We start from the raw sequence: 26,000 nt of genomic DNA, 5'->3' as shown, positions 1-26,000 counted from the left end.
TGCCGCCGCGTGAACAGGGAGTGGATGGCGCCACTCCCTGTTTCGTTGCAAGGCCGGCCTGACCATGTGGAGCTATACCTTCCGCCGCGCGATCGGTGCCGTGCCGACGCTGTTCGCGCTCTCCGTCATCACCTTCTTCATGATGCGGATGGCGCCCGGCGGGCCGTTTTCCGGCAACCGCCGGATTTCGCCGGAAGTTCGCAAGGCGGTCGAGGATCACTTCCATCTCAACGACCCGCTCTGGGAGCAGTTCTGGCGCTGGTTCGTCGGCGTGCTGCATTTCGATCTCGGGCCCTCGCTGAAGCTCAAGGACTATAACGTCTCCGAGCTGATCGCGATCGGCTTCCCGACCTCGCTGGAGGTCGGCGCCTGGGCGATGCTGCTCTCGACCGTCGTCGGCATCGCGCTCGGCATTGCCGGCGCGCTCCGCCGCAACGGGCCGATAGACTATTCGGCCGGTGCCATCGCCATGGTCGGCGTCGCGGTGCCGATCTTCGTGATCGGCCCGTTGCTGCAGATCCTGTTCGGCCTGCAGCTCCATTGGCTGCCGGTGGCCCGCTGGGACGACAGCTGGCAATGCCGCGTGCTGCCGGTGCTGACACTCGCGTTGCCCAACATCGCCTATGTCTCGCGGCTGATGCGCAGCTCCATGATCGAGACCGCGCGCACCAACTATGTCCGCACCGCGCGAGCTAAGGGCATCGGCGAAAGGCGCACCATCATCAAGCACGCGCTGCGCGGCGCGATCATGCCGGTCGTCGCCTATCTCGGGCCCGCGACCGCCGTCACCATCACTGGCTCGGTCGTGGTCGAGAACATCTTCAGCATTCCCGGCATCGGCCGCTATTTCGTGCAGGGTGCGGAAGGCCGCGACTATCCGCTGATCATGGGCGTGACCTTGTTCTATGGCGCGATCGTCATCCTGGCCAACCTCGTGACCGACATCGCCCGCGGCCTGCTCGATCCGAAGGTGAGCTATGAATGATCTCACCTTCAATCCCGGCGGGCTGCCGGGCACGCCGCCGTTGAGCCCGGCGGACCAGGCGATGCCGGTCGGGATCAGCCCGTTCAAGGCCTCGGCGCGGCGCTTCGCCAAGAATCACCTAGCGGTGCTGAGCTGCTTCATCCTGCTGGCGATCGTGCTGGCCTGCTATATGGGGCCGTTCTTCTTTCCCTTCACCAGCGAGGAAGCGGATTTCGAGAACATCTCGGCGCCGGTCGATTTCTTCACCGCGCATCCCTTTGGCACCGACGATCTCGGCCGCGACCTGCTGCTGCGCACATTGGACGGCGGTCGGGTCTCGCTGGCGCTGGGCTTCTTCGGCGCCATGGTCTCGGTGCTGATCAGCGTCATCTACGGCGCCACCGCCGGCTATGCTGGTGGCTGGCTGGACGACATCATGATGCGCGCGGTCGATATCCTGCTCTCGCTGCCGTTCATCTTCCTGGCGATCCTGATCAAGGTGGTGCTGCAGGATTCCGGCCTGCATCTAGGGCCCATCCCGCTCGACAGCCCGAACATCGCGCTGTTCATCGCGGTGGCATTCACGCTCTGGCTCACCCCGGCGGTGATCGCCCGCGGCCAGGCGGTCAGCCTAAGGAGCCGCGAGTTCGTCGAGGCGGCCAGGGCCGGGGGCATGAATGCCTGGCAGATCATCACCCAGCATATCGCGCCCAATTCCGTGAACGTCGTCATCGTCTATTCGAGTCTGCTGGTGCTCGAGGCGATCCTGACCGAATCCTTCCTCTCTTATCTCGGCATCGGCGTGGCGCCGCCCTTCGCCAGCTGGGGCTCGCTGATCAACGAGGGCGCCGACAAGATCGAGACCGATATCCGGCTGCTGATGGTGCCGGGCGGCTTCCTGGCGGCGGTGCTGTTCTGCCTCAACTACATCACCGACGGGCTGCGCGATGCCTTCGACCCCAATGAGCGCTGAACGCGCCGCACCGCCCGACGCCGGCCGGCCCGTCCTGTCGGTCGCGGAGATGTCGGTGCAGTTCAAGCTGCCGCAGGGCTGGGTGACCGCGGTCGATCGGGTCAGCTTCGATCTCCGCCAGGGCGAGATCGTCGGCATCGTCGGCGAATCCGGCTCAGGTAAGAGCCAGATCCTGCTGTCGCTGATGGGCTTGCTGGCCAGCAACGGGCGCTGCTCGGGCAGCGCGGCGTTCGAGGGCCAGCAGCTGCTGAACCGGTCGCCGAAGGAGCTCGACGCGATCCGCGGCTCGGCGATGTCGATGATCTTCCAGGACCCGATGACCTCGCTCAACCCCTATATGCGGGTGAGCGACCAATTGACCGAGGTGCTGATTGCGCACCAGGGCAAGTCGAAGTCGGAGGCCGAGGAAGTCGCGATCGAGATGCTGGACCGGGTCCGCATCCCGGAGGCGCGGCGGCGCATCCGCATGTATCCGCACGAATTCTCCGGCGGCATGCGGCAGCGGGTGATGATCGCCATGGCCTTGCTCTGCCGCCCGGAAGTCCTGCTCGCCGACGAGCCGACCACCGCGCTCGACGTGACGGTGCAGGCGCAGATCCTGGAGCTGATGGCCGAGCTTGCCCGCGACATGAAGACCGCGGTCGCGATCGTGACTCACGACCTCGGCGTGATCGCCCGGCTCTGCGACCGCGTCATCGTGCTCTATGGCGGTCGGATCATGGAGCAGGGGAGTGTCGACGAGATCTTCTACAACCCGAAGCATCCTTACACGAAAGGCCTGCTGGCCTCGACGCCGCGCCTGGATGAGAAGGTGCACGGCGCGCTGAAGACCATCGCCGGCCAGCCGCGCGCCGCCATGGGCGACATTCCCGGCTGCCCGTTCGAGCCGCGCTGCACGCTGAAGGTCGAGCGCTGCAGGACCGAGATGCCCGCGCTGCTGGGCGACGGAAGCGGCCGCGCCGTGGCCTGTCGTGAAAGCAAGGCGTGACATGGCAGCCCCTCCGATTCAAAGGGATGCGCTCCTTGCGGTCGAAGACCTCAAAGTTCATTTCCCGATCAAGGGCGGGGTGCTCGGCACCACTTTCGCCCATGTGCGGGCGGTCGACGGTGTCAGCTTCGACCTGAAGCCCGGCGAGACCCTGGGCATCGTCGGTGAGTCCGGCTGCGGCAAGTCCACGCTCGGCCGCGCGGTCCTGCGGCTGATCAAGACCACCGAAGGCCGCGTGGTCTGGGCCGGGCACGACCTGTTCGACCTCGGCGCTCGGGAATTGCGTGCCGAGCGGCGGCAGATGCAGATCATCTTCCAGGACCCGCTGGCTTCGCTCGACCCGCGGATGTCGGTCGAGGCGATCATCAGCAAGCCCTTGCGCATCTTCCACCCGGAGCTCAGCCGTGCCGAGGTCAGGAAGCGCGTGTTCGAGACCATGAACCAGGTCGGCCTCGCCGCCAGCATGGCCAACCGCTATCCGCATGAATTCTCCGGCGGGCAATGCCAACGGATCGGCATCGCGCGGGCGATCATCCTCAAGCCTAAACTGCTCGTCTGCGACGAGCCGGTTTCGGCGCTCGACGTCTCGATCCAGGCGCAGATCATCAACCTGCTGATGGAGCTGCAACGTGAATTGGGCGTCTCGCTGCTGTTCATCTCGCACAATCTTGCCGTGGTGCGGCATATCAGCCACCGGGTGATGGTGCTCTATCTCGGCAAGGTCATGGAGATCGCCGAGCGCGACGATTTCTACGCGCGGCCTTTGCATCCCTATTCCCAGGCGCTGATCTCCGCCGTGCCGATCGCCGATCCCAAAGTGGAGCGCGGCCGACCGCGGGTGCTCTTGCAGGGCGACATCCCGTCACCGATCAACCCACCGAGCGGCTGCCGCTTTCGCACCCGCTGTCCCAAGGCGACGGAGATTTGCACCACGCAGGAGCCGGAAATGCGCGACTACGGCGGCGGGCATTTTGCGGCGTGCCATCACATCGGAGCATAAGGATACATTCGTCATCCCCGGGCTTGACCCGGGGATCTGCGCGACTAGAACTGCTTGCACATGACGCTCGAGTGACCATGCCCCTCGATCTCTCCCAGCACGACTCCTTCCTCGACCGGCTGCTGAAGACGCCGCAGCTCTACAGCGCGCGGATCTCGCCGGACGGGAATTCCGTGGCCTGGATCTGGGCGGGTCTCGCCGAGACGACGCAGCTCTGGGTGACGGCGGCGGACGGCAAGGGCACGCCGCGCTGCCTGGTCGGCGATGAATGGGACTGCGATTCCTTCCGCTGGGCGCCGGACAGCGGCAGCATCGTCTATGCCCGCAGCCAGGACGGCGACGAGCGCGTCGGGCTGCACCAGGTGTTTCTCGACGGGCGGCCGAGCGTCGCGCTGACCGAGGATCGCCCGGACTACTACATCCATGGCGGCCAGCTGGCCAAAGACGGACAGACGTTGTTGTTCTCGGCCAATGTCGATGAGGCCGGCAGCGAGATCGAGCCGACCCTGGTCTATGTGCAGGACGGGCCGAAGGGGAAGCGCCGCGTGCTGGCGCGGCCCAAACGCGCGCATTACGGCTGGCCCTTGCTCTCGCCCGACGATCGCCATGTGCTCTATGACCGCAACGACCCGCATCCCTCGGGCAGCCAGCTTTGGCTGACCGATCTTGCCGGCAGCTTCGACCGCGAGATCGTCAATGTCGGCGCGGAGAAGAAGGCCGACGGCGCCTGGTCGCCCGATGGCCAGTCGATTCTCGTCGTGGCCGAGGCGGAAACGCATCGCAGGATCGGCCTCTGGAACCTGGCGAGCGGAAAGCTGGACTGGCTGGTCGATGATCCGGAGCGCGCGGTCGCCAATGCCGACTGGCCGAAGCGCTCGGCGGAGATCGTGGTCGATGAAACCCTGGAGGCGCGGCCGAAGAGCCTGCTCCTCGATCCGCTGACGAAGCGCGAGCGTCCGTTCGGGCCGTTTGCCGATGGCGCACTGACCCCGGTCGGGCCGCTGGCGGACGGCGCCTGGCTGGCCTGGCATTACAGCGCGCGGGTCCCGGCCAGGCTGGTGCGGGTTGCGCTTGAGGCAAACGGGCCGCGGATCCTGGGCGCAATCTCGACACATCCCAGCGCGTCGATCCCGGCGCCGGATGAACTGGTCGCGGCCGAAGATTTCCGCTGGACCTCGGAAGATGGGCTGCCGATCCAGGGTTGGCTCTACCGCGCCCGTGGAACCGCGATCGGCACGATCCTGGATATCCATGGCGGCCCGACCGCGCATGACGAGGATGCTTTCGCGATCGATCCGCAGTATTTCGCCCGTGCGGGCTTCAACGTGCTGCAGACCAACTACCGCGGCTCGACCGGCTTCAGCTTCGCCTTCCAGGAGTCCATCAAGCTGCAGGGCTGGGGCGGGGCCGAGCAGATCGACATCCGCACCGGCGCCGAGGCGCTGATCCGCGCCGGCATCGCGCAGGCGGGCAAGGTCGGGATCACGGGCACGTCCTATGGCGGCTATTCCTCCTGGTGGGCGATCACCCATTTCCCGACGGAGATCATCGCCGCCGCGGCGCCGATCTGCGGGATGACCGATCTCGTGGTCGATTACGAGACCACGCGGCCCGACATCCGGCCCTATTCCGAGGAGATGATGGGCGGGCCACCCAGCGCCGTGCCGGAGCGCTATTACGAGCGTTCGCCGATCAACTTCATCGACGCTATTCAGGGCGCGTTGCTGATCGTGCAGGGCGCCAACGACCCCAACGTGACGCCGGAGAACGTCGCCGAGGTCAGGAAGCGCCTCGACGCCGCCGGCAAGAAGTATGGCGTCCTGCTGTTCGACGACGAGGGCCATGGCATCAGCCGGCCGGCCAACCGCCGCGTGCTGTTGAAGCGCCTGGCGGAATTCTTTGCCGCGGCCTTCGCATGAAGATCGACGATCTCGCCCGCAGCTGGGCGCGCTATCCGATCCTCTGGTCGCCGCGGGTCTCCGGCGACGGGCAGTGGCTGGCCTGGACCTGGACTGGCATCACCGAGACCGGCGAAGTCTGGATCGCGCCGACCGACGGCTCGCAACCGCCGGAACGGATCACCGAGGGCAAGGATCATTTCTATGTCCGCAGCCTCTCGCAGGACGGCAGCCAACTCATCCTCGCGCAGTCGATCGGCAGCAACGAGCATGACCAGCTGTTCCGCTTGGACCGGGCGAGTGGCGGGCTCGAAGCGCTGACGCCGCTGCAATCGACCAGCTATGTCTTCGGCGGCGCGCTGACCGAGGACGGCGGCGCGGTCGTCTATACGGCGGATCTCGTGAACGGTGAGCCGGTCGAGGGCAGTCGGATTCAACGCCTCGATCTCTCGACCCGCCGCACCCATGTGCTGGCGCATGCCAAGAGCTTCTATGACCTGGAGCCGGAAATATCGCCTGATGGCGATCTGGTGCTCTATGGCAGCTACGACGCCGATCCGAACGGCAACCAGATGTGGGTGGTCGGTATTGACGGCAGCGGCAATCGCGAGGTGCTGAACGCCGGAGCCCGGTTCAAGACCCGGGCGCATTGGCTGGGGAAGGGGAGCCGGCTGCTGGTGCAGGCCGAGACCGAGAGCCATGACCGGGTCGGCCTGCTGGACCTGGAGACCGGTGCGCTGCGCTGGCTGATCGACGACCCGCGCCGCAACATCGACGCCGTCGTTGCCGGCCAGGACGGGCGCAGCGCCATGATCCTCGAATACGCGGATGGCCGGCTGATGGCGAAATGGCTCGATGTCGAGACCGGGGTCGAGCAGCTGTTCATCCTGCCGGAAACCAGCCTGAAGCCGATCGCGCAGCTGCCCGGCGGCGACTGGGTCTGCGAACGCTACAGCGCGGCGCGCGGCCATGACCTGGTGCGGATCGAGCCTGTCACCATGCGCGTGACGAACCTCACCCGCAGTAGCGAGCGCTTCCGGGGCTGCACCCATCCAGCGCGTGACTTTCGTTGGACCTCGAGCGACGGGCTGCCGATTCAGGGCTGGCTCTATGAGCCCGAAGGCGAATCCCGCGGCCTCGTCGTCAATGTGCATGGCGGGCCGACCTGGCACAGCGAGGATTGGGTGACGCCGTTCATCCAGTTCATGGTCGGCGCCGGCTTCACCGTGCTCGACCCGAACTACCGCGGCTCGACCGGCTTCGGCCGCGCCTTCCGCGAGGCGATCAAGAAAGACGGCTGGGGCGGAGCCGAGCAGGACGACATCCGCACCGGCATCGAGGCACTGCTCGCCGCCGGCAAGGCCGAGCGCGGCAAGATCGGCGTCATGGGGCTCTCCTACGGCGGCTACTCGTCGTGGATCGCGATCACGCGCTTCGCCGACCTGGTGGATGCGGCCGTGCCGATCTGCGGCATGTATGCACTGGACATCGACTATCACGCGACCGAGATGCCGCATGGCCGCGCCTTCTCGATCGAAATGATGGGCGGCACGCCGGAACAGCTCCCGGACCGTTATTTCCGCGCCTCGCCGCAGAACTTCATCAAGAACATCAAGGGCCGGCTGTTGATCGTGCACGGGCTCGCCGACAGCAACGTATCGCCGGAGAATACCAAGGTGGCCTGCCGGGATCTCATGGCGGCGAAGATCCCCTTCGACCTCATGACCTTTGATGATGAAGGGCATGGGATCTATAAGGCAGGCAATCGCGAGAAGCTGCTGCTCCGGATCGAGCGCTTCTTCTCCAAGGCATTTGCGTAAGGATCAAGAACATGAATCAGGAAAAGCTGGCGCAGTTCATCGGCGGCATCTGGGACGCAGAGGTCATTCCGCTGCTCTGCGACTACATCAGGATCCCGAACAAGTCGCCGGACTTCGACCATGACTGGGAGAAGCACGGCTACATGGACCAGGCGGTCGACCTGCTGGCCGGCTGGGCGCGGCAGAAAATCGCGGCGATGCCGGGCGCGACGCTGGAGGTGCTGCGCCTGCCGGGCCGCACGCCGCTGATCGTGATCGATATCCCGGGCTCGGGCCGCGACCAGGATCCGGTGCTGATGTACGGCCATCTCGACAAGCAGCCGGAAATGGTCGGCTGGGCCGAGGGTTTCGGCCCCTGGATCCCGGTCTTGAAGGACGACAAGCTCTATGGCCGCGGCGGCGCCGATGACGGCTATGCGATCTTCTCGGCGATCACATCGATCATGGGCCTGCGCGAGCAGGGCATCCCGCATGCCCGCTGCGTGGTGCTGATCGAGGCCTGCGAGGAATCCGGCAGCCCGGACCTGCCCGTCTATATCGACCATATCGCCAAGCGGCTCGGCACGCCGTCGCTGGTGGTGTGTCTCGATTCCGGCTGCGGCAACTACGACCAGCTCTGGCTCACCACTTCCTTGCGCGGGCTGTGGAATGGCACGGTGACGGTGCGGGTGCTGGAGGAGGGGGTGCATTCCGGTGCCGCCTCCGGCATCGTGCCCTCGAGCTTCCGCATCATGCGCCAGCTGCTCTCGCGCATCGAGGACGAGGCGACCGGCGCGGTCCTGCCGCCGGAGCTCTATGCGCAGATCCCGGCCGACCGCATCGCCCAGGCGCGCGATGTAGCCCGGGTGCTGGGCGAGGCGGTCAGGACCACCTATCCCTTCGCCGGCGCGACCAAGCCGGTGACCGACGATTCCGTCGAGCTGATCCTGAACCGCGCCTGGCGCCCGCAGCTCGCGGTCACCGGCATGAAGGGCCTGCCCGAGCCGGAAAATGCCGGCAATGTGATGCTGCCCTTCACCACGGCGACCCTGAGCCTGCGCCTGCCGCCTTCCCTCGACGCGAAGGGCGCCGATGTCCTGCTGCGGAAGCTGCTGACGGAGGCGGTGCCGTATGGCGCCCAGGTCGAGCTCTCCGTCAGGGGCGTCGGCAGCGGCTGGAACGCGCCCAGCCTCTCGCCCTGGCTGGAGAAGTCGGTGGCTGAGGCCTCGCAGGCGACCTTCGGCAAGCCGCCGGCCTATTTCGGCGAAGGCGGCACGATTCCCTTCATGGGCATGCTGGGCGAGAAATTCCCCAAGGCGCAGTTCATGATCACCGGTGCGCTCGGCCCGCATTCGAATGCGCATGGGCCGAACGAGTTCCTGCACATCCCGGCCGCGAAGAAGGTGACCGCGGCGGTCGCGCATGTGCTGGCGGACCATTTCGCCGCTTGATTGAGGGCCTTGGCGCAAAGCGGCCAATTCGCTAGCTTCATGCCCGGGAAAACCATCTCGGGCCTGGCACCGCATGAAGCCTTCAGAGGCTCATACCTGCTATCTCAGCGGGCAGGAGCTGTTCCATCGCAACTCGCGCCGCAACTACGTGCGGGCGAAGGATATGTTTTCGAAAGCGATCGCGCTTGATCCCGGCTATGCGCAGGCTTACGCCGGAATTGCCGATGTCGATGCCTTCCTCTTTATCGATTATTCAATGGAAGGGGCGCTCGACGGTGTTCTGGTGAACAGCGACAAAGCGCTGGCGCTCGATCCCAATCTGGCCGAGGCGCGGGCCACGCGCGGCCTGGCGCTGTCCGGCAAACGGCGCTACGCGGAGGCGGAGGCGGAGTTCGAGCGGGCGATCGCGCTCAATTCAGAGCTCTATGAGGCGCATTATTTCTACGGCCGCTGCTGCTACGTTCAGGGCAAGCTGGAGGAGACGGCGCGCCATTGGACGCGGGCCTCGGAAGTCAACCCGAACGATTTCCAGGCGCAGGTCCTGCTGACCCAGGTGTATTTCTCGCTCAATCAGCGCGACAACGAATTGAACGCGGCACGCCGCGGCCTCGAGCGCGCGGAGCAGGAACTGGCACGAAACCCGGAAAACGTGCGTGCCGCCTATCTGGGGGCCAACGCGCTCTCCGTGCTTGGGCAGGTCGAGCAGGCAAAGGAGTGGTCGACCCGAGCCCTGGCGATCGACCCGACCGATGTCATGACCAGCTACAACATCGCCTGCCAGAGTGTCGCTTTCGGCGAGTTCGATCGGGCCTTCGATCTGCTCGAAAGCCTGTTGCCGCGCGCCAGCCGCGACACCAAGGTGTGGACGCTCCAGGATTCCGATTTCAATGAGCTGCGCGACCTGCCGCGCTGGCAAAAGGTCGTGGAACTGACCAGCGCCTAGCCGAGAAGCTGGCGCGCCTTCATCAGCTCCTCGGCCAAACGATCCACCTCTCCGGCATGGGAGTGCACGGCGAAGGAGGCGCGCACTGTACCTTGGATGCCGAGATGCTCCATCAGCGGCTGGGCGCAGTGGTGGCCAGTGCGAACGCAGATGCCGGCGGAACCCAGCAGCGTGCCGATGTCATGGGGATGGATGCCGTCCAGCACGAAGGAGACGATGCCGGCGCGCTGCTGCGGCATGCCGATCAGCTTCAGCCCCGGGATCTCGCCGAGCCTGCCCATCGCGTAATCCGCAAGCGCCCGGTCATGCGCCCCGATCTTGTCGAAGCCGATGCCCTCGATGAAATAGAGCGCGGTCGCCAAGCCTACGGCGGCGCCGATCGGCGGCGTGCCGGCCTCGAAGCGGCGCGGGGATTCGGCGAACAAGGTGCGTTCGAAGGTGACGGTGCGGATCATGTCGCCGCCGGTCTGCCAGGGTGGCATCCGGTCGAGCAGCTCGGCCTTGCCGTAGAGCACGCCGATCCCGTCCGGGCCATAGACCTTGTGGCCGGTGAAGGCGAGGAAGTCGCAATCGAGCGAAGCGACATCGAGCTGCAGATGCGGCGCCCCTTGCGCGCCATCGACCAGCACCCGCGCGCCGGCCTGGTGGGCCAGGGCGATGATTTCTTGAAGCGGCGTCACCGTTCCCAGCGTGTTGGCGACGGCAGTAACACAGACCAGCTTCGCCCCGTCGAGCTGGCGGCGATAAGCGTCGAGGTCGAGATCGCCGTTGCCGTCGATCGGGATCACCTCGAGCCGGGTGCCGCGGCGGTCGCGCAGCTGCTGCCAGGGCACGATGTTGGCGTGGTGCTCGAGCGCCGAGACCAGCACCTTGTCGCCGGGCTGCAGGAAGTGTTCGCCAAAGCTGTAGGCCACCAGGTTGATCGCCTCCGTGGCGCCGCGGGTGAAGACGATTTCCTCGGTCTTGGCGTGCAGGAACCGGGCGACCCGCTCGCGCGCGCCTTCATAGGCCTCGGTCGCGCGTTCGCTGAGCGGATAGACCCCGCGGTGGATGTTGGCGTAGTCGCGCGTGTAGAAGTCGCGCAGCCGGTCCAGCACGACGGCCGGTTTCTGGGCGCTGGCGGCGCTGTCCAGGTAGGCGACAGGATTTCCCTCCGCTTTGGCGCGGGCGAGCAGGGGAAAGGCGTCGGGATCGACCAGGGGATCGAGATTCATGATGGGCGGCATGACGAAGATCAGATGAGAATATGTCAAGCCTGCGTCCCGATGGCGTGGCGATGCCCCGTCCGCCACATGCTATGCTCGGCTTGACAGGCGGTGCGGCGATAGAGATCATTTGTACACAAACAAATTCACCAAAAGGGCAACTTGGCCGGACAGGCCTGCCCGAACACAGCGGAACCCAGGGAGGGTGAAAAATGACGGAAGTTTCGAAGTTCCGGTCTTTCGGCCGGAGCAACCGCCGGCAGTTTCTGGCCGGTGCCACGGCTCTGGGTGTCGGCGCCACGGTGCTCGGCGCGCCGCGGATCGCCCGCGCCGCCGGCGACGTGAAGGTGCTGAACTGGCAGGGCTACGGTACCGACGAAGCCTGGTCGGTCGACGCCTTCCACAAGGCGACCGGCAACACGGTCACCCACGACTACTACAATTCCGAATCCGAGATGATCACCAAGATGCGGACCAACCCGGGCGGCTACGACGTGGTCGTGACCAACTGCGCCTGGAACAGCATCGCCTCGAAGGAGGGGCTGATCCAGCCGATAGATACCGCGAAGATCCCGCATTGGGCCGACCTCAACCCGGCATTCCGCGATTCCCCGCTGCTGAACGATGGCGGCAAGCCGTTCGGCGTGGCTTGGGTCTGGGGAATCACCGCGATCGCCTATAACTCCGATGTGTTCAAGGAATCGCCGGCGACGCTGGCCAAGCTCTGGGATCCGACGCTGAAGAAGCGCGTGGCCTTGCGCGACGACGGCATCGAGAATGTCGGCTTCGGCGCCATCGCGACCGGCCAGGATATGAATCATCCGGCCGACCTTGAGAAGGTCAAGGCGAAGCTGCTGGAGCTGAAGGAGAACGTGGCGCTGCTCTGGTCTTCGGAAGACGAGTGGAACAAGCAGTTCGCCGCCAAGGCCTTCGACCTCTCTGTCTATTGGAGCGGTTCGGCCCTGCGCAGCAAGACCAACTTCAAGCTGCCGGTCGGCTATTACGTGCCGAGCGAAGGCGGCATCGGCTGGTTCGACGGCCTCGCCGTGGTGAAGGACTCGCCCAATCCCGACGGCGCCCATGCCTTCATCAACTGGATGGTCGATCCAAAATTCTACGTCGAATGGGCCACCAAGGTCGGCGCGCCAGCTTCCGCCAACCCGAAGGCGATGGAAGCCCTGCCCGACAGCGACGCCTCGAAGACCTTCTACAGCGACCAGGAGGCGATCAAGCGCCTGCAATTCATGGCGCCGCTCTCCGACGAGGAGAAGCAGAAGTATTCCGACCTTTGGGCCGAGGTGAAGACCGCGTTCGCGGGGTAAGGACACTGGGCGCTGGATCTTGAGCGCTCAGGCTGCACGTGCCCCCCTCCCGACCTCCCCCCTGAAGGGGGGAGGAGAAGGATCGTGTTTCGGCGAATGTGACAACTCTATCCGACCCCTTCCCCCTTCAGGGGGAAGGCAGGGATGGGGGGCTGTGCAGCCTGAGCGTCCCTGATCCAGCGCCGGGTCTCTCAAGAGCAAGGGGACAGCACATCACCATGTCGCCACGCCAGCGGCAAATGTGGTCGATCTTCGGGCTGACCGGGCCGGCTTATGCCTGGCTGGCGGTGACGATCTTCCTGCCGCTTTCGGCAATGCTCTATTGCAGCGTTCTCGACGTCTCGCCGCTGGTGCCACGGCCGGCCAATTTCACGCTGGCGAACTACGCCGCCTTCTTCCAGAAATCCTTCTATCTGCCGCTGACCTGGTGGTCGATCCTGCTCGGCTTCTGGACCACCCTGTTCTGCTTCCTGGTCGGCTATCCGGCGGCTTACGCGCTGGCCAAGCGAGTCAAGGGACGGTGGCGCGAGGCCTTGTTCCTGCTGATCGTGCTGCCGTTCTGGAGCAACGCGCTGGTTCGCGTCTTCTCCTGGACCATGGTGCTGCGCCAGGGCGGCTTCCTGGACATGGCGCTGCATGCGGTCTTTCCCGATGCGCCGGCCATCAACCTGCTGTTCACCTATCCGGCCGTGGTGATCGGCCTGGTGCATTCCTATCTGCCCTACATGATCCTCACCTGCTACGTCTCGCTGCAGGCGATCGATGACTCGCTGATGGAAGCGGCGCGCAGCCTCGGGGCGGAGAGTTGGACCGTGTTCCGCCGCGTCGTCTTCCCGCTGAGCCTGCCCGGAGTCATCTCCGGTGCGGTGCTGATCTTCGTGCCGGTGATCGGCTCCTTCATGGAGCCGCGCATCCTCGGTGGCGCCAAGGGCGCCACGCTCGGCATGAATATCGAGGAGCAGTTCACCGTGACCGCGAACTGGCCGCTCGGCGCCGCGCTCTCCTTCACCATGCTGGCGATCGTGCTGATGATCTTCGCCGTGCTCTATCCGATCCTGAAGCGGCGCGGGGTCTGGGGATGAACCGCAAGCTCGACATCGGCGGCGGCATCGCCAAGACCTATCTGGCGCTGGTCCTGCTGTTCCTCTACGTGCCGATCCTGGTGATGGCGCTGCTCGCCTTCAACCGCTCGCCCCTCTACCAGATGCCCTTCGAGTTCGACCTGGTCTGGTTCAAGGCGCTGGCGGAGAACGACCGGCTGCTGAATGCCGGGCGCAACAGCGTGGTGATCGCCCTGGTGAACACGGTGGTCGCGACCGCGCTCGGCACCGCGGCGGCGCTCGCCTTCTCGCGCTACCAGTTCCGCGGCCGTAACCTGATGCAGCTCCTGCTGCTGCCGCCGATCACCATTCCCTGGCTGGTGATCGGCACGGCGATGCTGGTGTTCTTCTACTGGACCTTCCCCGCCATCGGCCTGAAGCCGCGCGGGCTGCACGCGATCCTGCTCGGCCATGTCGCCTTGTCGCTGCCTTACGTGATCATCGTCGTGGGCGCGCGGCTGTCGGATTTCCCGAAATCGGTGGAGGAGGCGGCGGCGACCCTGGGCGCCACGCCCTGGCAGACCTTCTGGCGGGTCTCGGCGCCGATCATTGCGCCCGGCGTGGTGGCGGCGGCTCTGTTCGCCTTCGCCACCTCCTTCGACCAGTTCGTGATCTCTTATTTCCTGGCGCCGCCGGGCGTGACCACCCTGCCGGTCGAGATCTACACCTCGATCCGCAAGGGCTTCACACCAGAGATCAACGCCATTTCCACCATCATCATCGTGGTTTCCATGGGCATCATGCTGATCACCGCACGCTTCTACAAATTCGGCGGTGAGCGATGAGCACGGTCGAAGTCGTCGGCTGCACCAAGCGCTACGGCGCGCTCGCCGCGCTGGATGAGGTGTCGCTGAAGTTCAAGGAGGGCGAGCTGTTCGGCCTGCTCGGGCCCTCCGGGAGCGGCAAGACCACCTTGCTGCGCGCGATCGCCGGCTTCATCGATCTCGACCACGGCCAGGTATTGCTGGACGGCGAGGACATCCGCCCGGTGCCGGTGCACAAGCGCGACATCGGCATGGTGTTCCAGAACTACGCCTTGTTCCCGCATATGACGGTGTTCGACAACGTCGCCTTCGGCCTCTCGGTCCGCAAGATGCCGGCGGGCGAGATCAAGGCACGGGTCGATGAGATCCTCGGCCTGGTGCGCCTGGCCGGCCTGCAGGAGCGCAAGCCCAAGCAGCTTTCCGGCGGCCAGCAGCAGCGCGTCGCCTTGGCGCGCGCCCTGGTGACGCGGCCGAAGGTGCTGCTGCTGGACGAGCCGCTGGGCGCGCTCGACAAGCATCTGCGCGAGGAGATGCAGGTGGAGCTCCGGCGGATCCAGCGCGAGGTCGGGATCACCACGATCTTCGTCACCCATGACCAGGAAGAGGCGATGACGCTCTGCGACCGCATCGCCATCATGAACCAGGGCCAGATCGTCCAGCTCGGCCCGCCGTTCGAGGTCTATGAGCATCCGACCAACCGTTTTGCCGCCGGCTTCCTCGGCGTCGCCAATTTCCTGGAGGGCCGGGTCGCTTCCATTTCCGGCAACGAGGCGCGGATCGAGCTCAAGCTCGGCGGCGAGGCGCTGGCGCCGGCCGACGGCTACCGCGCCGGCGATGCGGCGCTGCTGGCGGTGCGGCCGGAGAAGATCGGCCTCGAGCCGGGCAGCGCGGTCGGCGTCAACCGGCTGACGGGCTCCGTGATCGGCGCGGTTTTCTCGGGCAGCAGCACGACCTATCGGGTGCAGGTCGGCGACCAGGTCGTCGCGGTCTTTCAACAGAACAGCGCGCCCCGCCGCTTCCAGCCCGATGACAAGGTGACCCTGCACTGGTCGCCGGAGCATAATGTGCCGGTCGCACCCTGAGTCGAAGCCGAGCGGGTGAGGCAGGATGGGGACGGGGATGCCGGATCTCTCACGCGCCATGCACATCGTCATCGACATGCAGCGGCTGTTTGCCGAGCATCCCGACTGGGCGGTGAAGGATATCGGCCGCATCCGCCCGGAAGTCACCTGGCTCGCCGAGCACAAGCCCGGCCGCACCTTCTGGACCCGCTTCGTGCCGGCACAGAATGCCGCCGCGGCGCCGGGCGCCTGGCGGAAATACTATGAGCAATGGCCGAGCGCGACCCTGGACGGCGGCGGCGCCGACTATGTCGATCTCCTGCTCGAGCACCGCACGCTCGCGGGCAAGGCCGGGATCTTCGACAAGAGCACCTTCTCCGCCTTCGGCAACGCGCAGTTCGGCGCAGCCTTGCAGGCCGCCGGAACCGATACGCTCGTTCTCTCCGGGGTGGAGACCGATGTCTGCGTCTGGGCGACGGCACTGGACGCGGTCGATCTCGGTTATTTCGTGGTCCTCGCACGCGATGCCCTGACCAGCGGCGTGCCGGAGGCGCATCAGGCGATCCTGGACGTCATCGCGCCGCATTTTGCGCCGCAGGTCACCGTCATGAATCATGCGGAGTTGGAAGCGGCGTGGAAATAGCTCCGGCCTTGAACACCGATTGGAATACCTGGGACAGCGTCTACCCCGCGCAGATGACCTATCTGCCGCTGGGTCTCACCGTGACGCCCTGTGCCTATGCGGCCAGCACCGGGACCTTCACTGCCTTTCCCGCGACCGCGCCGGGCTTGCAGCTGTGGGAGCGCGCGATCGATGGTTCATGGGTCAGCCTGCATTTGCAGCACGCTGGTTCCGAACTCGACCTGCGCTACGACAAGCCCTCACCGGACGTGCTGCGCGGCGGATGGCGCGCCGGCAAGTTGGCGGAATGGGGCCTCCGGGTCTGGGTCATCGTGGTGTTCGAGGCGGGCGATACCGAATGGCGCTACGATCCCGAGAGTGGCCGGCTTTCCGCCGAGATCGACGGCAGGCCGATCACGGTGACAGGCCAGGCGCCGCCGCTGATGGCGACCTTCCACGATTCGATCGCCGCGCTGGAGGCGGAGCTGAAGCAGCACGGTTATTTCTATCTCGCCTCGCGCGGAACCCGTGGGCGGGTCGCGGCGCTCCGCTACAATCTCGAGGAGATGCCGCGGTTCAGTTTTTCCGTGACCGTCGGCGGTGCGCCGCTGCCAATCCAGAAGGCTGTGCAGCCTAAGCCGCTGCAGTCGGGCTTCGCTGCGGCGCCGCTCGATGCCTTGCGCGACCTGGTCGGCTGGAACACCGTCTTCGATGCGATCAACCGGCGGCGCTACATGTCGCTGAGCCGCAACTGGGTGGCGCAGAAATTCGGCGGCTTCGGCGTCTGGCTGGACGATCTCTTCTATCACGCGCTGATGAGCGCGCTGTTCGATCCCACCTTGGCGCGCGATTGCATCAAGGCGGTGTTGGCGACCGAGACGCCGGAGGGCAATTTCGCCTGCCTCATCACCGGCAACGACCGCTGGATCGACCGCTCGCAGCCGCCGATCTGCAGCTTCATTCTCTGGAAGATCTGGCAACATACCGGCGACGACAGTCTCGTCGATCTCGCCTATGACCGGCTGCTGGTCAATCACGATTGGTGGTTCAGCCGGCGCGACGGCAACCAGGATGGCTTGATGGCCTGGGGCACCTCGCCGGTGGGCGACGGGCTCTACATGCGCACCAAGCTCGGCGCCAAGAACGAGTCCAGCATGGACAACTCGCCGATCCACGACGAGGCGCAATACGACCCGAAGAGCGGCTGCCTCGACCAGGCCGATGTCGGCTTGAACAGCCTGATCGCCCTCGACGGCGAGATCCTCGCGCGCTTCGCCCGGGGGCGCGGCGATGCCAAGACGGCGGAGCGTCTGGAATCGCGCGCCGCCGCCTTGCGCCGGCGGATCGAGGAACGGCTCTGGGATCCGGCGCGCGGTATCTTCGCCAACCGGCGCTGGAACGGCAATTTCATTCGCAGCCTGGCACCCACCAGCTTTTATCCGATGCTGGCCGGGGCGGCGACGGAAGCGCAGCAGGGGAGCTTGCTGAAATGGCTCGATGATCCGCGTGCCTTCGGCGGCGTGCATCGCCTGCCGTCGGTGACGCGGGATGATCCGGCCTATCATGACAATGTCTATTGGCGCGGCCGGGTCTGGCCGCCGCTCAACTACCTGACCTATGGCGGGCTGAAGCGCTGCGGCCATTTGGCCGAGGCGACGGTGCTGGCCGGGGACAGCGTGAAGCTATTCGCTGCCGCCTGGGCCAAACGGCAGATGCCGGAGAATTTCAGCGCCGAAACCGGCCAGGCCGACGACCAGGTCGATACCGATCTCTTCTACGGCTGGGGCGGGCTGATGCCGCTGATCGGGATCAATGAAATCATCGATGTGACACCCTGGGATGGCTGGGAGATCAACCCCCGTCCGGACCGGGCCGAAGGGGATTGGCGGCTCGGGCCGCTGCTTGCCTTCGGGCGCAAGGCCGAACTGGTTTCGGAAGGCGGCTGGCTGACGCTCACGCTGGATGCACAGCCGGTGCTGCGGACCGATATCGCGACCCGGCTGACTCAGATCGAGATCAGGCCGGATGGGACTGACCTCGACACACGGGGCGGTGGCACAATGGTGCTTTCGGCCCAGGCGACAGGGGAACTCCGGTCGGCTAAGTTCGACGGGCGCGACATCGCCATGACCCGGGGTGAAGTCACCCTGCCGGCGATGCACCAGGCGCGGCGGCTGCAGCTGCGCTGGAAATAGAACAAAGGCCCGGGGAGGGGATCATGATCGTCGTGTTCGGCTCGTTGAATGTGGATCTCCTGATCCCGGTCGACCGCCTGCCGAACCACGGCGAGACGGTGATCGGTCCCGGCTACAGCTTCGCGGCGGGCGGCAAGGGCGCCAACCAGGCGCTGGCGGCAGCACGCGCCGGCGCCCAGGTGCGGATGGTGGGGCGGGTCGGCACCGACGATCTCTCCGCGATCGCGCTCAACGACCTCAACCTGCAGGACGTTGACCTCTCGCTGGTCGCCAAGGACGAGAAGCCGACCGGCCTCGCCGCGATCTGCGTCGAGAAGGGCGGCGAGAACATCATCGTGGTCGCCGCCGGCGCCAACAGCAATGCCCGCGCCGACCAGGTGCCGGAGCATCTGCTGACGCCGGAGACGATGGTGCTGCTGCAGATGGAAGTGCCGCTCGAGGAGAACTGGACCCTGGTGCGCCGCGCCAAGGCGCGCGGTTCCCGCGTGATGCTGAACGTCGCCCCGGCGGCCGCCGTGCCGACCGACATCGTGCGCATGTTGGACTGGCTGATCGTCAATGAGACCGAGGCGATGCTGGTCGCGGATTCGCTCGGCCGCCACCGCGACAATCCCCGCGCCGCCGCAGCCGCTGTGGCAGAGGCCGCACAGACCACGGTGATCGTCACCCTGGGCGGCGAGGGTGCCAGCGGCTTCTCCGGCCATAAGATCTACGACGTGGCCGCGCTGTTGATCACGCCGGTCGATACGGTCGGCGCCGGCGATGCCTTCGTCGGCGCCTTCGCCGCGGCGATCGACAGCGGCGGCGACATCTCGCGCGGCCTCGCTTACGGCTCGGTCGCCGGGGCGCTCGCCTGCCTGATCCCCGGCGCCCAGCCCAGCCTGCCGATGAAGGCCGCGATCGACAGGCGGCTGAAAGACCTGCCGCCGATCAAGGTGCATTGAGCGCTCAGCTCGCCGCCTTCGAAGTCCCCCGCGCGCGTTCCTTCTCGCGCCACTTCTCCAGGAAGGCGGTCGCTTCCGCGGCCGGCAGCGGCTTGCTGTAGACATAGCCCTGCACGAACTCGACACCCATCTCGCGCAAGGTCGCGACCGAGGTCTGGTCTTCGACGCCTTCGGCGACCACGTCGCGCTCCAGCACCTTGGCCATGCTGGCGATGACGCGGACGATCTCGTAGCCCTCGCGGCTGTCCGCCATGCGCACGATGAAGGAGCGGTCGATCTTCAGCGTGTTGAAGGGGAAGCGGTGCAAGTGCGAGAGCGATGAATAGCCGGTGCCGAAATCGTCGATCGAGACCTTGCAGCCGATCGCCATGATCCGCTTCAGGAGATCGACGGTGCGCTCCGGATTGTCCATCACCAGGCTCTCGGTCACCTCGACCTTGAGGCTGCCGGGCGGAATCTCGGTGATCCGGAGCGCGTTCTCGATGTCGTCGAGCAGGCCCTCGGCGGCGAACTGCCGGCCGGAGACGTTGACCGCGACCTGGGGCGGCTTGCCCCCGCCGGGCGGGGTCCAGGCCTGGATCTGGCGCGCGGCTTCCAGGATGCAGCGCCGGCCGATCTCGACGATGAGGCCGGTATCTTCCGCGAGCGGGATGAAATCGATCGGCGAGACCAGGCCGCGGGTCGGGTGGCGCCAGCGCAGCAGCGCCTCGTAGCCGTGCATGCGGTCGTTCTGGATGTCGATGATCGGCTGGTAGAAGAGCTCGAGCTCCCCACCTTTTGCGATGGCGCGGCGGAGATCCGCCTCGAGGTCGAAGCGCTTGACCGCGGTCGCGTGCATCGCCGCCTCGAACGGCTCTGCCTTGTTGCGGCCGGTGGTCTTCGCCTTGTAGAGCGCGAGGTTGGCGTCGCGCAGCAATTCGTCGCCGCTCTCGCCGGCGGACTGTGAGGCGAACACATAGCCGATGCTGGCGGTCATCTCGAAGTCGCGGCCGTCGATCGAGATCGGCTCCGCCATGACCCTGTAGAGCGCCTCCAGCAGCTGCTCCAGCTGCCCGCGGACGTCGCCGGCCGAAAAGCGCAGGATCGCGAACTCGTCCTCGCCGAGATGCGCTAACGTGTCGTCCGGCCGCAAGGCCGGCTCCAGGTTGCGCGCCAATGAGATCAGCACCTGGTCGCCGATCGCCTGGCCCAGGGTCTCGTTGATGTGCCGGAAATGATCGAGGTCGAGGATCAGCACGATCACGTCGCTCTCGCCGCCGGGATGCCAGAGCTGGGTCGCCTGGTTGATGCGGTCGATCAGCAGCGCGCGGTTAGGCAGGCCCGTCAAGCGGCTGTGGAAGGCGTCGAACAGCAGCTGCCGTTCGGCGAGCTTGCGGTCGGTAATGTCGGTCATCGAGCCGGCGAAGCGATAGGGCTTGCCGATCTTGTCTACCACCGCGAGGCCGCGGGCATGCATCCAGCGGTCGCTCTGGTCGGCATGGCGCATGCGGAATTCCTGCTCGAAATGCGCCGACTGGCCGGAGAGATGCGCCTGGATCGCGGCCCGCAAGGTCGTCACGTCCTCGGTGTTGGTGCGGGTGAACCAGTCGTCCGGCGTGCCGCGGGCTTCCTCGGCCGCGATGCCCAGCATCTGGTGCCAGCGCGGCGATGAGTAGAAGCGGCTGGTGACCAGGTCCCAGTCCCAGAGCCCGTCGTTGGCGCCGCGCGCGGCGAGCGCATAGCGTTCCTCGCTGATGCGCAGGCTGCGTTCGGCGGCGCGGCGCTGCTGCTCCTCGCGCACGACCCGGAGCACGGTCATCGCGATGAAGCTCGCCAGCACCGCGAGCGCCGGATAGACGAAGTTCAGCCGGACCCCGCCGGGGAACAGCGCCAGCTGGCCGATGCCCCACCAGACCACGACCAGGACGACGGTGCCGGCGATTCCGCCGCTGGCGGGCATGCGGGCGGTGAAGGCCGCGGTCAGCAACCCCAGCACGGCCAGCGCGCCGAGGTTGACCAGCACCATGTAATCCGGCTCGACCAGCGCCGGTCCTTCCAGGATGCGCTGGGTGATGGTGGCGTGGCGCTCGACGCCCGGGAAATTGAGGCTGAACGACGACTTGAAGAGATCCTGCACCGCGGTCAGCGTCACGCCGACGAACACCACCTTGTCGGTGAAGGTGCCGGGCGCGAACTTGCCCTCGACCACGTCGAGCAGCGAATAGGTGGGAATGGTCTGGTTCGGGCCGTAGTAGTTGACCAGCGTCTTGGCGGCGCTGTTGATCGGCAGCTGCCGGTCGCCGACCGCGACGCTGCCCAGCTCCATCGGCGAGCCCAGCGTGATCTGCAGGTCCAGCGGCGAGACGCCGAGATAGGCGGCGGCGGCCGCCAGCGAGAGGGGCGGATAGGTCTCGCCGTCGAACTGCCAGGCGAAGTTTTCCGAGCGCGGCGCGCTGTCGCGGTCCTTGTCGACATTGACGAAGCCGCCGGCGACCGCGGCCTCGCCCAGCTGCGCCACCGGCGGCAGCACGCCGATCGCTTGCTTGCCGACGTCGTTGCTGCCGTCGGGCCGGGCATTGAGCTTGCCGTAGGCCCAATCCTCGACGAAGGCCGGCGCCTCGACCCCGCGGATCTCGGCATCGCCCATGTCCAGCGTGAAGGGCAGCACCACGTTCCCGGCGGCCGTCATCGACTGGGCCATGGCGTCGTCCGGGCTCGGCGCATCGAGCACCGACTGCAGCGCCTTGCCCTCGGTGGAATCCGGCGGCATGGCGGCGGCCAGCGCGGAGAGCTTCGCCCGGACGTCGTCCGGAAAGGACAATTCGGGGTCGGGAAAGATGATGTCGAAGGCGATGACCTTGGCGCCGTCCGCCTTCAGGCGGTCGATGGCCAGGGCGAAGTAGCGGTGCGAGAACGGCCAGCGGCCGAACACGGCTGCGGTCTTCTCGTCCGCGGCGACCACCACGGTCTCGGGGCCGGGCTTCTCGACCCCGCGGATCCGGAAGCGCAGGTCGTAGTTTTCGGCCTCGACCCGGTCGAGCAGGGCCGGATCCAGCCGGATCATCGTGAAGGCGACCAGCAAGGTGACCAGCACAGCGACCACGACCGCCGCCGAGCGCTTCCCGATTGCACCGCCGATGCTTGCCATTCCGACCGGATCCCCGGAATCGGCCCGCCGATTCCCCATCTTCCCTGGAACTATAGTCGGTTAACGGCCGTTTGTCGTCCCGACGGCGCGGGGTTGCAGCGGCCTGTCCAAGCCCCGCGTCCTCGGCCGGATATCATGCGAGGGATCGGCGCTAACATATTGAAATTTCAAATTCTCTGCTGCGGTGTTTCCGCGAAATCCAACCGCCCGGTGCGATCTTTGGCGGATTAGCAAGCTTTCGCTTAACATTTAATTAGAGTTCTGCGGGCATTTTATGTACATGTTACACATCAAGTTGGGTGCCAAGTGAGGGATGGGTTGATGGACGGGAAACACGAGGTCCCGGCCTTGACCGGGGACACGGATCTGGAGTTCGACCATCAGGACCAGGAATTGGACCTGACCGTCAGACTCGCGCTCTCCGATCTGCTGCCGGACGCAAACGGCGAGATTGTCGTCATGAACGAAGGCGACGATCCGCAGGTGAACATCGAAACCGACCTGAGGGTCCTGGATGCCGGAGTTTCTCCGGCGCACACGACCGCCGGCGGTATCGATGTCGGCGGCATGCAGTTCTGGGTCTTCGAGGACGGCACGCGGCTCTACTACTCGCCGGGCCTGTCGATTTCCGTGAGCCAGGACGCGGTCTGACCGCCCACAGCTAGTGCTGAAACGCTTTGATCCGCGCGCGCTTCCGCGTGCGGTCCGGCGCGACCCGCCTGCGGCCTGTCAGGGCAGCAGGCCGTCGTCGTCCATGGGCACCCCCAGGGCTTCCGTGATCGGACTCAAGGACGAGCGCAAGCGCCTGCGGCGCATGAGCTTTTCCTGGGCTGCCTGGGGGAAGTCGGTGAGCGCCACGATACGCTTGCCGATCAGGATATCGGTCAGATCCTCATAGACTCGGATCATCTCCAGATCGGATTGCAGCAGCGCGCCGCGGCCCTGGTTGCGCCGTTCCCCGAATGGCTCCAGGAATCCCGCGACATCCGGGTGATCCAACGGAAGGTATTGAAGATCCTGGGAATCTTGCTCCCGGTGAAGGGAGGTGACCCGGCCTGCAGCGTCACGTTTCACGAAAGGCATTGTGTTCCCCCGGCCGCTTCAGGCGGCAAAAGTTGTGTGAGTCCGCTGGAGGGTATATTAACCACTTCCACATTGTGCTAAACAGCGTTTTCGCACACGCTTGTGCGCTGGCCGTCAGACACGATCGGAGGGGCCGATCGGGGGTGAGGCTGGTATTCAAGATGGGAGCTGCTCGGCCTTGTCGGACGCGACCGCCCAACGCACGTCTTCGATAAAGCTCGCTTCGATCCCGGACCCGCGATTGATTCATCGCGTCGTCCAGTTCAAGGGGCGTCGCTATTCCTTGAAGCTCGACTACAGCTCTTGGAACGCTCTAGAGCAGGCGGCTGCGCGGCGCAACATGCGCTTGAACCAGCTGGTCGACGAGCTGGCGGTTGCCACCAATCACGAAGGCAACTTCTCGGCGACGGTGCGCGCGCAATGCCTTGCCGAGTTGAAGACCCAGATCGAGGAGCTTGAGAGCAAGGTCCGGCTGACGCAGATGTCGGGCGAGGGCATCTCGGCGGCGCTGATCGCCGATGCATCTCCGGCGCCGTGCTTCGTGGTCGATGGCCGCAACGCGGTGCAGAAGGCCAACGGGCCGGCGCAGAAGTGGCTCGGCCTCGCGGAATCCGCGCTGGTCGGCCGGCCGGTCGATCAGTATTTCCAGGTGAAGTCGACCCTGTCGCTGGGCCAGATCGTCGAGCAGTTCGGCCAGGGCAAGTACCAGGTCTTCCCGGCGCGCATCGTCTGCCTGCGACCCGGCCGGCTGATCATGGCGAAGGCGACCATCTGCCCGGTCTTGCGCCGCTCGGACACGGATCTCATTTACGTCATCATGATTGACGTCGGCTGAGCTGACCGGGCGATCGCACAGAACCGCGACGCCCGTGCTGCCGGCGAAGGCGGGCAGCAACGCCCGTCGTGGTCAAAGGGGAGGGGGAGTGCATGAGCGCCGGAGCCGGCTGGTCGCAGGGCTACGTTACCGACGTCAGCTACACCAACAGTTTCTTTCGTGAGCTGTCGCCGGCCTGGCTCAATCATGTCGCCATGGCCAACGGCGCGCATCCGCGCCTGCTCGATGAAGGCTTCAACCATATCGACCTCGGCTGTGGCCTCGGCCAGTCGGTCAACGTGCTTGCGGCCTGTTTCCCGCGTGGCAATTTCTACGGCGTCGATTTCAATCCCGCCCATATCGACACCGCCCAGCACCTCTCCAGGCAGCTCGGCATCGACAACGCGCATTTCATCGAGCGGGCCTTCGAGGAGCTGCTCGAAGTCGACCTGCCGGATTTCGACTTCGTCACCCTGCACGGGATCTACTCCTGGATCGGCGAGGAGACCCGGGCCGCGGTGCAGCGCTTCATCTACAAGAAGCTGAAGCCCGGCGGCATCGTCTACAACAGCTACAACTGCCTGCCCGGCTGGACCAACGAGGCGCCGATCCGCCGCCTGCTGCTGGAATTCGGCCAGACCCATCACGGCGACAGCGCCGCGCGGGTCGAGAAGGCCGCCAAGGACGCCGAGGAGATGGCGGCGCTGAAGCTCGGCTATTTCCGCGCCAACCCGACCGCCGCCGACCAGGTCGGCAAGCTGACCAAGCGCGCCACCAACTACCTCGCGCACGAATATCTCAACGCCAGCTGGACCACCTTCTATTCGGCCGACGTGGCCGATGAGATGGACCGGGCGAAGCTCACCTATCTCGGCTCGGCGACGCTGATGGAGAACCATCTCGAGCTGATGATGCCGGATCCGGCGGTCGCCTATTGCAAGAAGCAGCCGACCGACCGGCTGCGTCAGCTGGCGCAGGATTTCCTGGTGGGCCAGCGCTTCCGGCGCGACGTCTATGTGCGCGGCCATCCGCGCTTGCCGCGCGGTGAGACCTCGCGGCATCTCAGGAACGCCTGCTTCGCCTTGCCCGGACCGGTCGAGGATTTCACTGACAAGACCAAGGTGCCGCGCGGCGAGATCAGCTTTGACCAGAAATCGGCGCAGATGATCCGCGAGGCGTTGGCCAAGGGCTCCCTGTCGCTGGACCAGATCATCGAGACCACCGGCGCCAAGAAGAACATCCAGGAGCTGGAGCGCACCGTGCTTTTGATGTCAGCGGTCGGTAAGCTCATTCCGGTGGGATCGGCGTTCCAGCCGAGCGGTTTGTCGGCGAAGCCGGAGCGGATCCGTATCGTCGACAACATCAACCGTCGCCTGATCGAGCTCGGACGGCAGACGATCAGCCGCCAGTACCTGATCGCACCGCAGGTCGGCAGCGGTCTTGCGATCGATTCACTCGATGCCGTGGCACTCTCCTTGCTGGAGGAGGGCGTTCCGACCGCCAAGCTCACCGCTGCGGTCGGCGAGGAGTTGAAGAGCCGCGGCGTCCGGGTCAACAAGGATGGCGCGCCGATCACCGACGAGAAGGAGGCGGCGGCCAAGACCGGCGAGATCGTTGGCCGTTTCCTTACGCGCGCCGTTCCCACCTTGATGCGCTACGGCGTGGTGGAGGCGGCTTAGTCGAAATCTCTCGTTCGGAAATCGTCCGTTCCGCCGCCAGGTTCTCGTGCGCGTTCTGTCACGCCGAA

The 26,000-nt window shown here is 65.9% G+C and carries 21 protein-coding genes; 18 read left to right on the top strand and 3 right to left on the bottom strand.

Features of this window, described 5'->3' with window-relative positions:
• Positions 1 to 64: 64 nt before the first annotated feature.
• The 8 genes from ACH2CY_RS14870 (at position 65) to ACH2CY_RS14835 (ending at position 10,016) form a co-directional block, all read left to right on the top strand.
• Entirely contained in the window at positions 65 to 985 is a 921-nt protein-coding gene (locus ACH2CY_RS14870) for an ABC transporter permease (protein ID WP_395020066.1), read from the top strand.
• Entirely contained in the window at positions 978 to 1,937 is a 960-nt protein-coding gene (locus ACH2CY_RS14865) for an ABC transporter permease (protein WP_395020065.1), read from the top strand. The genes ACH2CY_RS14870 and ACH2CY_RS14865 overlap by 8 nt, the downstream gene beginning before the upstream one ends.
• Positions 1,912 to 2,925 carry an ABC transporter ATP-binding protein gene (locus tag ACH2CY_RS14860; RefSeq protein ID WP_395020064.1) on the top strand — a complete coding sequence of 338 codons (1,014 nt, stop codon included), beginning with the start codon at positions 1,912 to 1,914 and terminating at the stop codon, positions 2,923 to 2,925. Before ACH2CY_RS14865 ends, ACH2CY_RS14860 begins: the two co-directional genes overlap by 26 nt.
• A gap of 1 nt (position 2,926) precedes the next feature.
• Entirely contained in the window at positions 2,927 to 3,925 is a 999-nt protein-coding gene (locus tag ACH2CY_RS14855; protein ID WP_395020063.1) for an ABC transporter ATP-binding protein, read from the top strand.
• A 77-nt stretch (positions 3,926 to 4,002) separates the two neighbouring features.
• Positions 4,003 to 5,844: a prolyl oligopeptidase family serine peptidase gene (locus ACH2CY_RS14850; RefSeq protein WP_395020062.1), complete on the top strand. Its 1,842-nt coding sequence runs from the start codon at positions 4,003 to 4,005 to the stop codon at positions 5,842 to 5,844.
• The gene (locus ACH2CY_RS14845; RefSeq protein ID WP_395020061.1) at positions 5,841 to 7,643 is read left to right on the top strand and encodes a S9 family peptidase; all 1,803 of its coding nucleotides are present in this window, start codon (positions 5,841 to 5,843) and stop codon (positions 7,641 to 7,643) included. Before ACH2CY_RS14850 ends, ACH2CY_RS14845 begins: the two co-directional genes overlap by 4 nt.
• Positions 7,644 to 7,654: 11 nt before the next feature.
• Positions 7,655 to 9,073, top strand: coding sequence for a M20 family metallopeptidase (locus tag ACH2CY_RS14840; protein ID WP_395020060.1), 1,419 nt, complete (start codon positions 7,655 to 7,657; stop codon positions 9,071 to 9,073).
• Between the two features lie 73 nt (positions 9,074 to 9,146).
• Positions 9,147 to 10,016, top strand: coding sequence for a tetratricopeptide repeat protein (locus ACH2CY_RS14835; RefSeq protein WP_395020059.1), 870 nt, complete (start codon positions 9,147 to 9,149; stop codon positions 10,014 to 10,016).
• On the opposite strand, the gene ACH2CY_RS14830 is transcribed toward ACH2CY_RS14835, so the two are convergent.
• The gene (locus ACH2CY_RS14830; RefSeq protein ID WP_395020058.1) at positions 10,013 to 11,269 is read right to left on the bottom strand and encodes an aminotransferase class V-fold PLP-dependent enzyme; all 1,257 of its coding nucleotides are present in this window, start codon (positions 11,267 to 11,269) and stop codon (positions 10,013 to 10,015) included. The two genes, ACH2CY_RS14835 and ACH2CY_RS14830, sit on opposite strands and share 4 nt — an antisense overlap.
• Before the next feature lie 164 nt (positions 11,270 to 11,433).
• Here ACH2CY_RS14830 and ACH2CY_RS14825 point away from each other — a divergent pair, with 164 nt between their 5' ends.
• From ACH2CY_RS14825 to ACH2CY_RS14795, 7 genes are all read left to right on the top strand, one after another.
• Complete coding sequence (locus tag ACH2CY_RS14825) at positions 11,434 to 12,543, top strand: PotD/PotF family extracellular solute-binding protein (RefSeq protein WP_395020057.1); 1,110 nt, start codon at positions 11,434 to 11,436, stop codon at positions 12,541 to 12,543.
• Between the two features lie 218 nt (positions 12,544 to 12,761).
• On the top strand, positions 12,762 to 13,625 hold the full coding sequence (locus ACH2CY_RS14820; RefSeq protein WP_395020056.1) for an ABC transporter permease: 864 nt from the start codon (positions 12,762 to 12,764) through the stop codon (positions 13,623 to 13,625).
• Positions 13,622 to 14,428, top strand: a complete 807-nt coding sequence (locus ACH2CY_RS14815) for an ABC transporter permease (protein ID WP_395020055.1) — start codon at positions 13,622 to 13,624, stop codon at positions 14,426 to 14,428. Before ACH2CY_RS14820 ends, ACH2CY_RS14815 begins: the two co-directional genes overlap by 4 nt.
• On the top strand, positions 14,425 to 15,489 hold the full coding sequence (locus ACH2CY_RS14810; protein WP_395020054.1) for an ABC transporter ATP-binding protein: 1,065 nt from the start codon (positions 14,425 to 14,427) through the stop codon (positions 15,487 to 15,489). The genes ACH2CY_RS14815 and ACH2CY_RS14810 overlap by 4 nt, the downstream gene beginning before the upstream one ends.
• A 37-nt stretch (positions 15,490 to 15,526) precedes the next feature.
• Complete coding sequence (locus ACH2CY_RS14805; RefSeq protein ID WP_395020053.1) at positions 15,527 to 16,111, top strand: cysteine hydrolase family protein; 585 nt, start codon at positions 15,527 to 15,529, stop codon at positions 16,109 to 16,111.
• An 8-nt stretch (positions 16,112 to 16,119) separates the two neighbouring features.
• Positions 16,120 to 18,285 (top strand): trehalase family glycosidase, encoded by a 2,166-nt coding sequence (locus ACH2CY_RS14800; RefSeq protein WP_395020052.1) that lies wholly within the window; start codon positions 16,120 to 16,122, stop codon positions 18,283 to 18,285.
• A gap of 23 nt (positions 18,286 to 18,308) precedes the next feature.
• Positions 18,309 to 19,229 (top strand): ribokinase, encoded by a 921-nt coding sequence (locus ACH2CY_RS14795; protein ID WP_395020050.1) that lies wholly within the window; start codon positions 18,309 to 18,311, stop codon positions 19,227 to 19,229.
• A gap of 4 nt (positions 19,230 to 19,233) precedes the next feature.
• Here ACH2CY_RS14795 and ACH2CY_RS14790 read toward each other — a convergent pair whose 3' ends face one another.
• On the bottom strand, positions 19,234 to 22,356 hold the full coding sequence (locus ACH2CY_RS14790; protein ID WP_395020049.1) for an EAL domain-containing protein: 3,123 nt from the start codon (positions 22,354 to 22,356) through the stop codon (positions 19,234 to 19,236).
• A 321-nt stretch (positions 22,357 to 22,677) separates the two neighbouring features.
• Here ACH2CY_RS14790 and ACH2CY_RS14785 point away from each other — a divergent pair, with 321 nt between their 5' ends.
• The gene (locus ACH2CY_RS14785) at positions 22,678 to 23,007 is read left to right on the top strand and encodes a hypothetical protein (RefSeq protein ID WP_395020048.1); all 330 of its coding nucleotides are present in this window, start codon (positions 22,678 to 22,680) and stop codon (positions 23,005 to 23,007) included.
• Between the two features lie 78 nt (positions 23,008 to 23,085).
• On the opposite strand, the gene ACH2CY_RS14780 is transcribed toward ACH2CY_RS14785, so the two are convergent.
• A complete protein-coding gene (locus ACH2CY_RS14780; protein ID WP_395020047.1) occupies positions 23,086 to 23,439 on the bottom strand; it encodes a hypothetical protein in 354 nt (117 codons plus the stop codon).
• A 241-nt stretch (positions 23,440 to 23,680) separates the two neighbouring features.
• On the opposite strand from ACH2CY_RS14780, the gene ACH2CY_RS14775 reads away from it, so the two are divergent.
• Together ACH2CY_RS14775 and ACH2CY_RS14770 are read left to right on the top strand one after the other, a co-directional pair.
• Positions 23,681 to 24,274 (top strand): ribbon-helix-helix domain-containing protein, encoded by a 594-nt coding sequence (locus ACH2CY_RS14775; protein WP_395020046.1) that lies wholly within the window; start codon positions 23,681 to 23,683, stop codon positions 24,272 to 24,274.
• Between the two features lie 92 nt (positions 24,275 to 24,366).
• Positions 24,367 to 25,932 (top strand): class I SAM-dependent methyltransferase, encoded by a 1,566-nt coding sequence (locus ACH2CY_RS14770; protein WP_395020045.1) that lies wholly within the window; start codon positions 24,367 to 24,369, stop codon positions 25,930 to 25,932.
• The last annotated feature ends 68 nt before the right edge of the window (positions 25,933 to 26,000 follow it).

It is taken from the genome of Dongia sp., assembly GCF_041905885.1.
Lineage (GTDB): Bacteria > Pseudomonadota > Alphaproteobacteria > Dongiales > Dongiaceae > Dongia.
Note: the sequence above shows the minus strand (reverse complement) of the source record. Positions and strands in the feature narration are given on the sequence as shown.

Coding starts and splice junctions, on each gene's coding strand:
- ACH2CY_RS14835 (WP_395020059.1), top strand. CDS start 9,147: ATGAAGCCTTCAGAGGCTCATACCTGCTATCTCAGCGGGCAGGAGCTG.
- ACH2CY_RS14855 (WP_395020063.1), top strand. CDS start 2,927: ATGGCAGCCCCTCCGATTCAAAGGGATGCGCTCCTTGCGGTCGAAGAC.
- ACH2CY_RS14805 (WP_395020053.1), top strand. CDS start 15,527: ATGCCGGATCTCTCACGCGCCATGCACATCGTCATCGACATGCAGCGG.
- ACH2CY_RS14845 (WP_395020061.1), top strand. CDS start 5,841: ATGAAGATCGACGATCTCGCCCGCAGCTGGGCGCGCTATCCGATCCTC.
- ACH2CY_RS14870 (WP_395020066.1), top strand. CDS start 65: ATGTGGAGCTATACCTTCCGCCGCGCGATCGGTGCCGTGCCGACGCTG.
- ACH2CY_RS14785 (WP_395020048.1), top strand. CDS start 22,678: ATGGACGGGAAACACGAGGTCCCGGCCTTGACCGGGGACACGGATCTG.
- ACH2CY_RS14850 (WP_395020062.1), top strand. CDS start 4,003: ATGCCCCTCGATCTCTCCCAGCACGACTCCTTCCTCGACCGGCTGCTG.
- ACH2CY_RS14865 (WP_395020065.1), top strand. CDS start 978: ATGAATGATCTCACCTTCAATCCCGGCGGGCTGCCGGGCACGCCGCCG.
- ACH2CY_RS14825 (WP_395020057.1), top strand. CDS start 11,434: ATGACGGAAGTTTCGAAGTTCCGGTCTTTCGGCCGGAGCAACCGCCGG.
- ACH2CY_RS14815 (WP_395020055.1), top strand. CDS start 13,622: ATGAACCGCAAGCTCGACATCGGCGGCGGCATCGCCAAGACCTATCTG.
- ACH2CY_RS14795 (WP_395020050.1), top strand. CDS start 18,309: ATGATCGTCGTGTTCGGCTCGTTGAATGTGGATCTCCTGATCCCGGTC.
- ACH2CY_RS14780 (WP_395020047.1), bottom strand. CDS start 23,439: ATGCCTTTCGTGAAACGTGACGCTGCAGGCCGGGTCACCTCCCTTCAC.
- ACH2CY_RS14820 (WP_395020056.1), top strand. CDS start 12,762: ATGTCGCCACGCCAGCGGCAAATGTGGTCGATCTTCGGGCTGACCGGG.
- ACH2CY_RS14810 (WP_395020054.1), top strand. CDS start 14,425: ATGAGCACGGTCGAAGTCGTCGGCTGCACCAAGCGCTACGGCGCGCTC.
- ACH2CY_RS14770 (WP_395020045.1), top strand. CDS start 24,367: ATGAGCGCCGGAGCCGGCTGGTCGCAGGGCTACGTTACCGACGTCAGC.
- ACH2CY_RS14860 (WP_395020064.1), top strand. CDS start 1,912: ATGCCTTCGACCCCAATGAGCGCTGAACGCGCCGCACCGCCCGACGCC.
- ACH2CY_RS14840 (WP_395020060.1), top strand. CDS start 7,655: ATGAATCAGGAAAAGCTGGCGCAGTTCATCGGCGGCATCTGGGACGCA.
- ACH2CY_RS14790 (WP_395020049.1), bottom strand. CDS start 22,356: ATGGCAAGCATCGGCGGTGCAATCGGGAAGCGCTCGGCGGCGGTCGTG.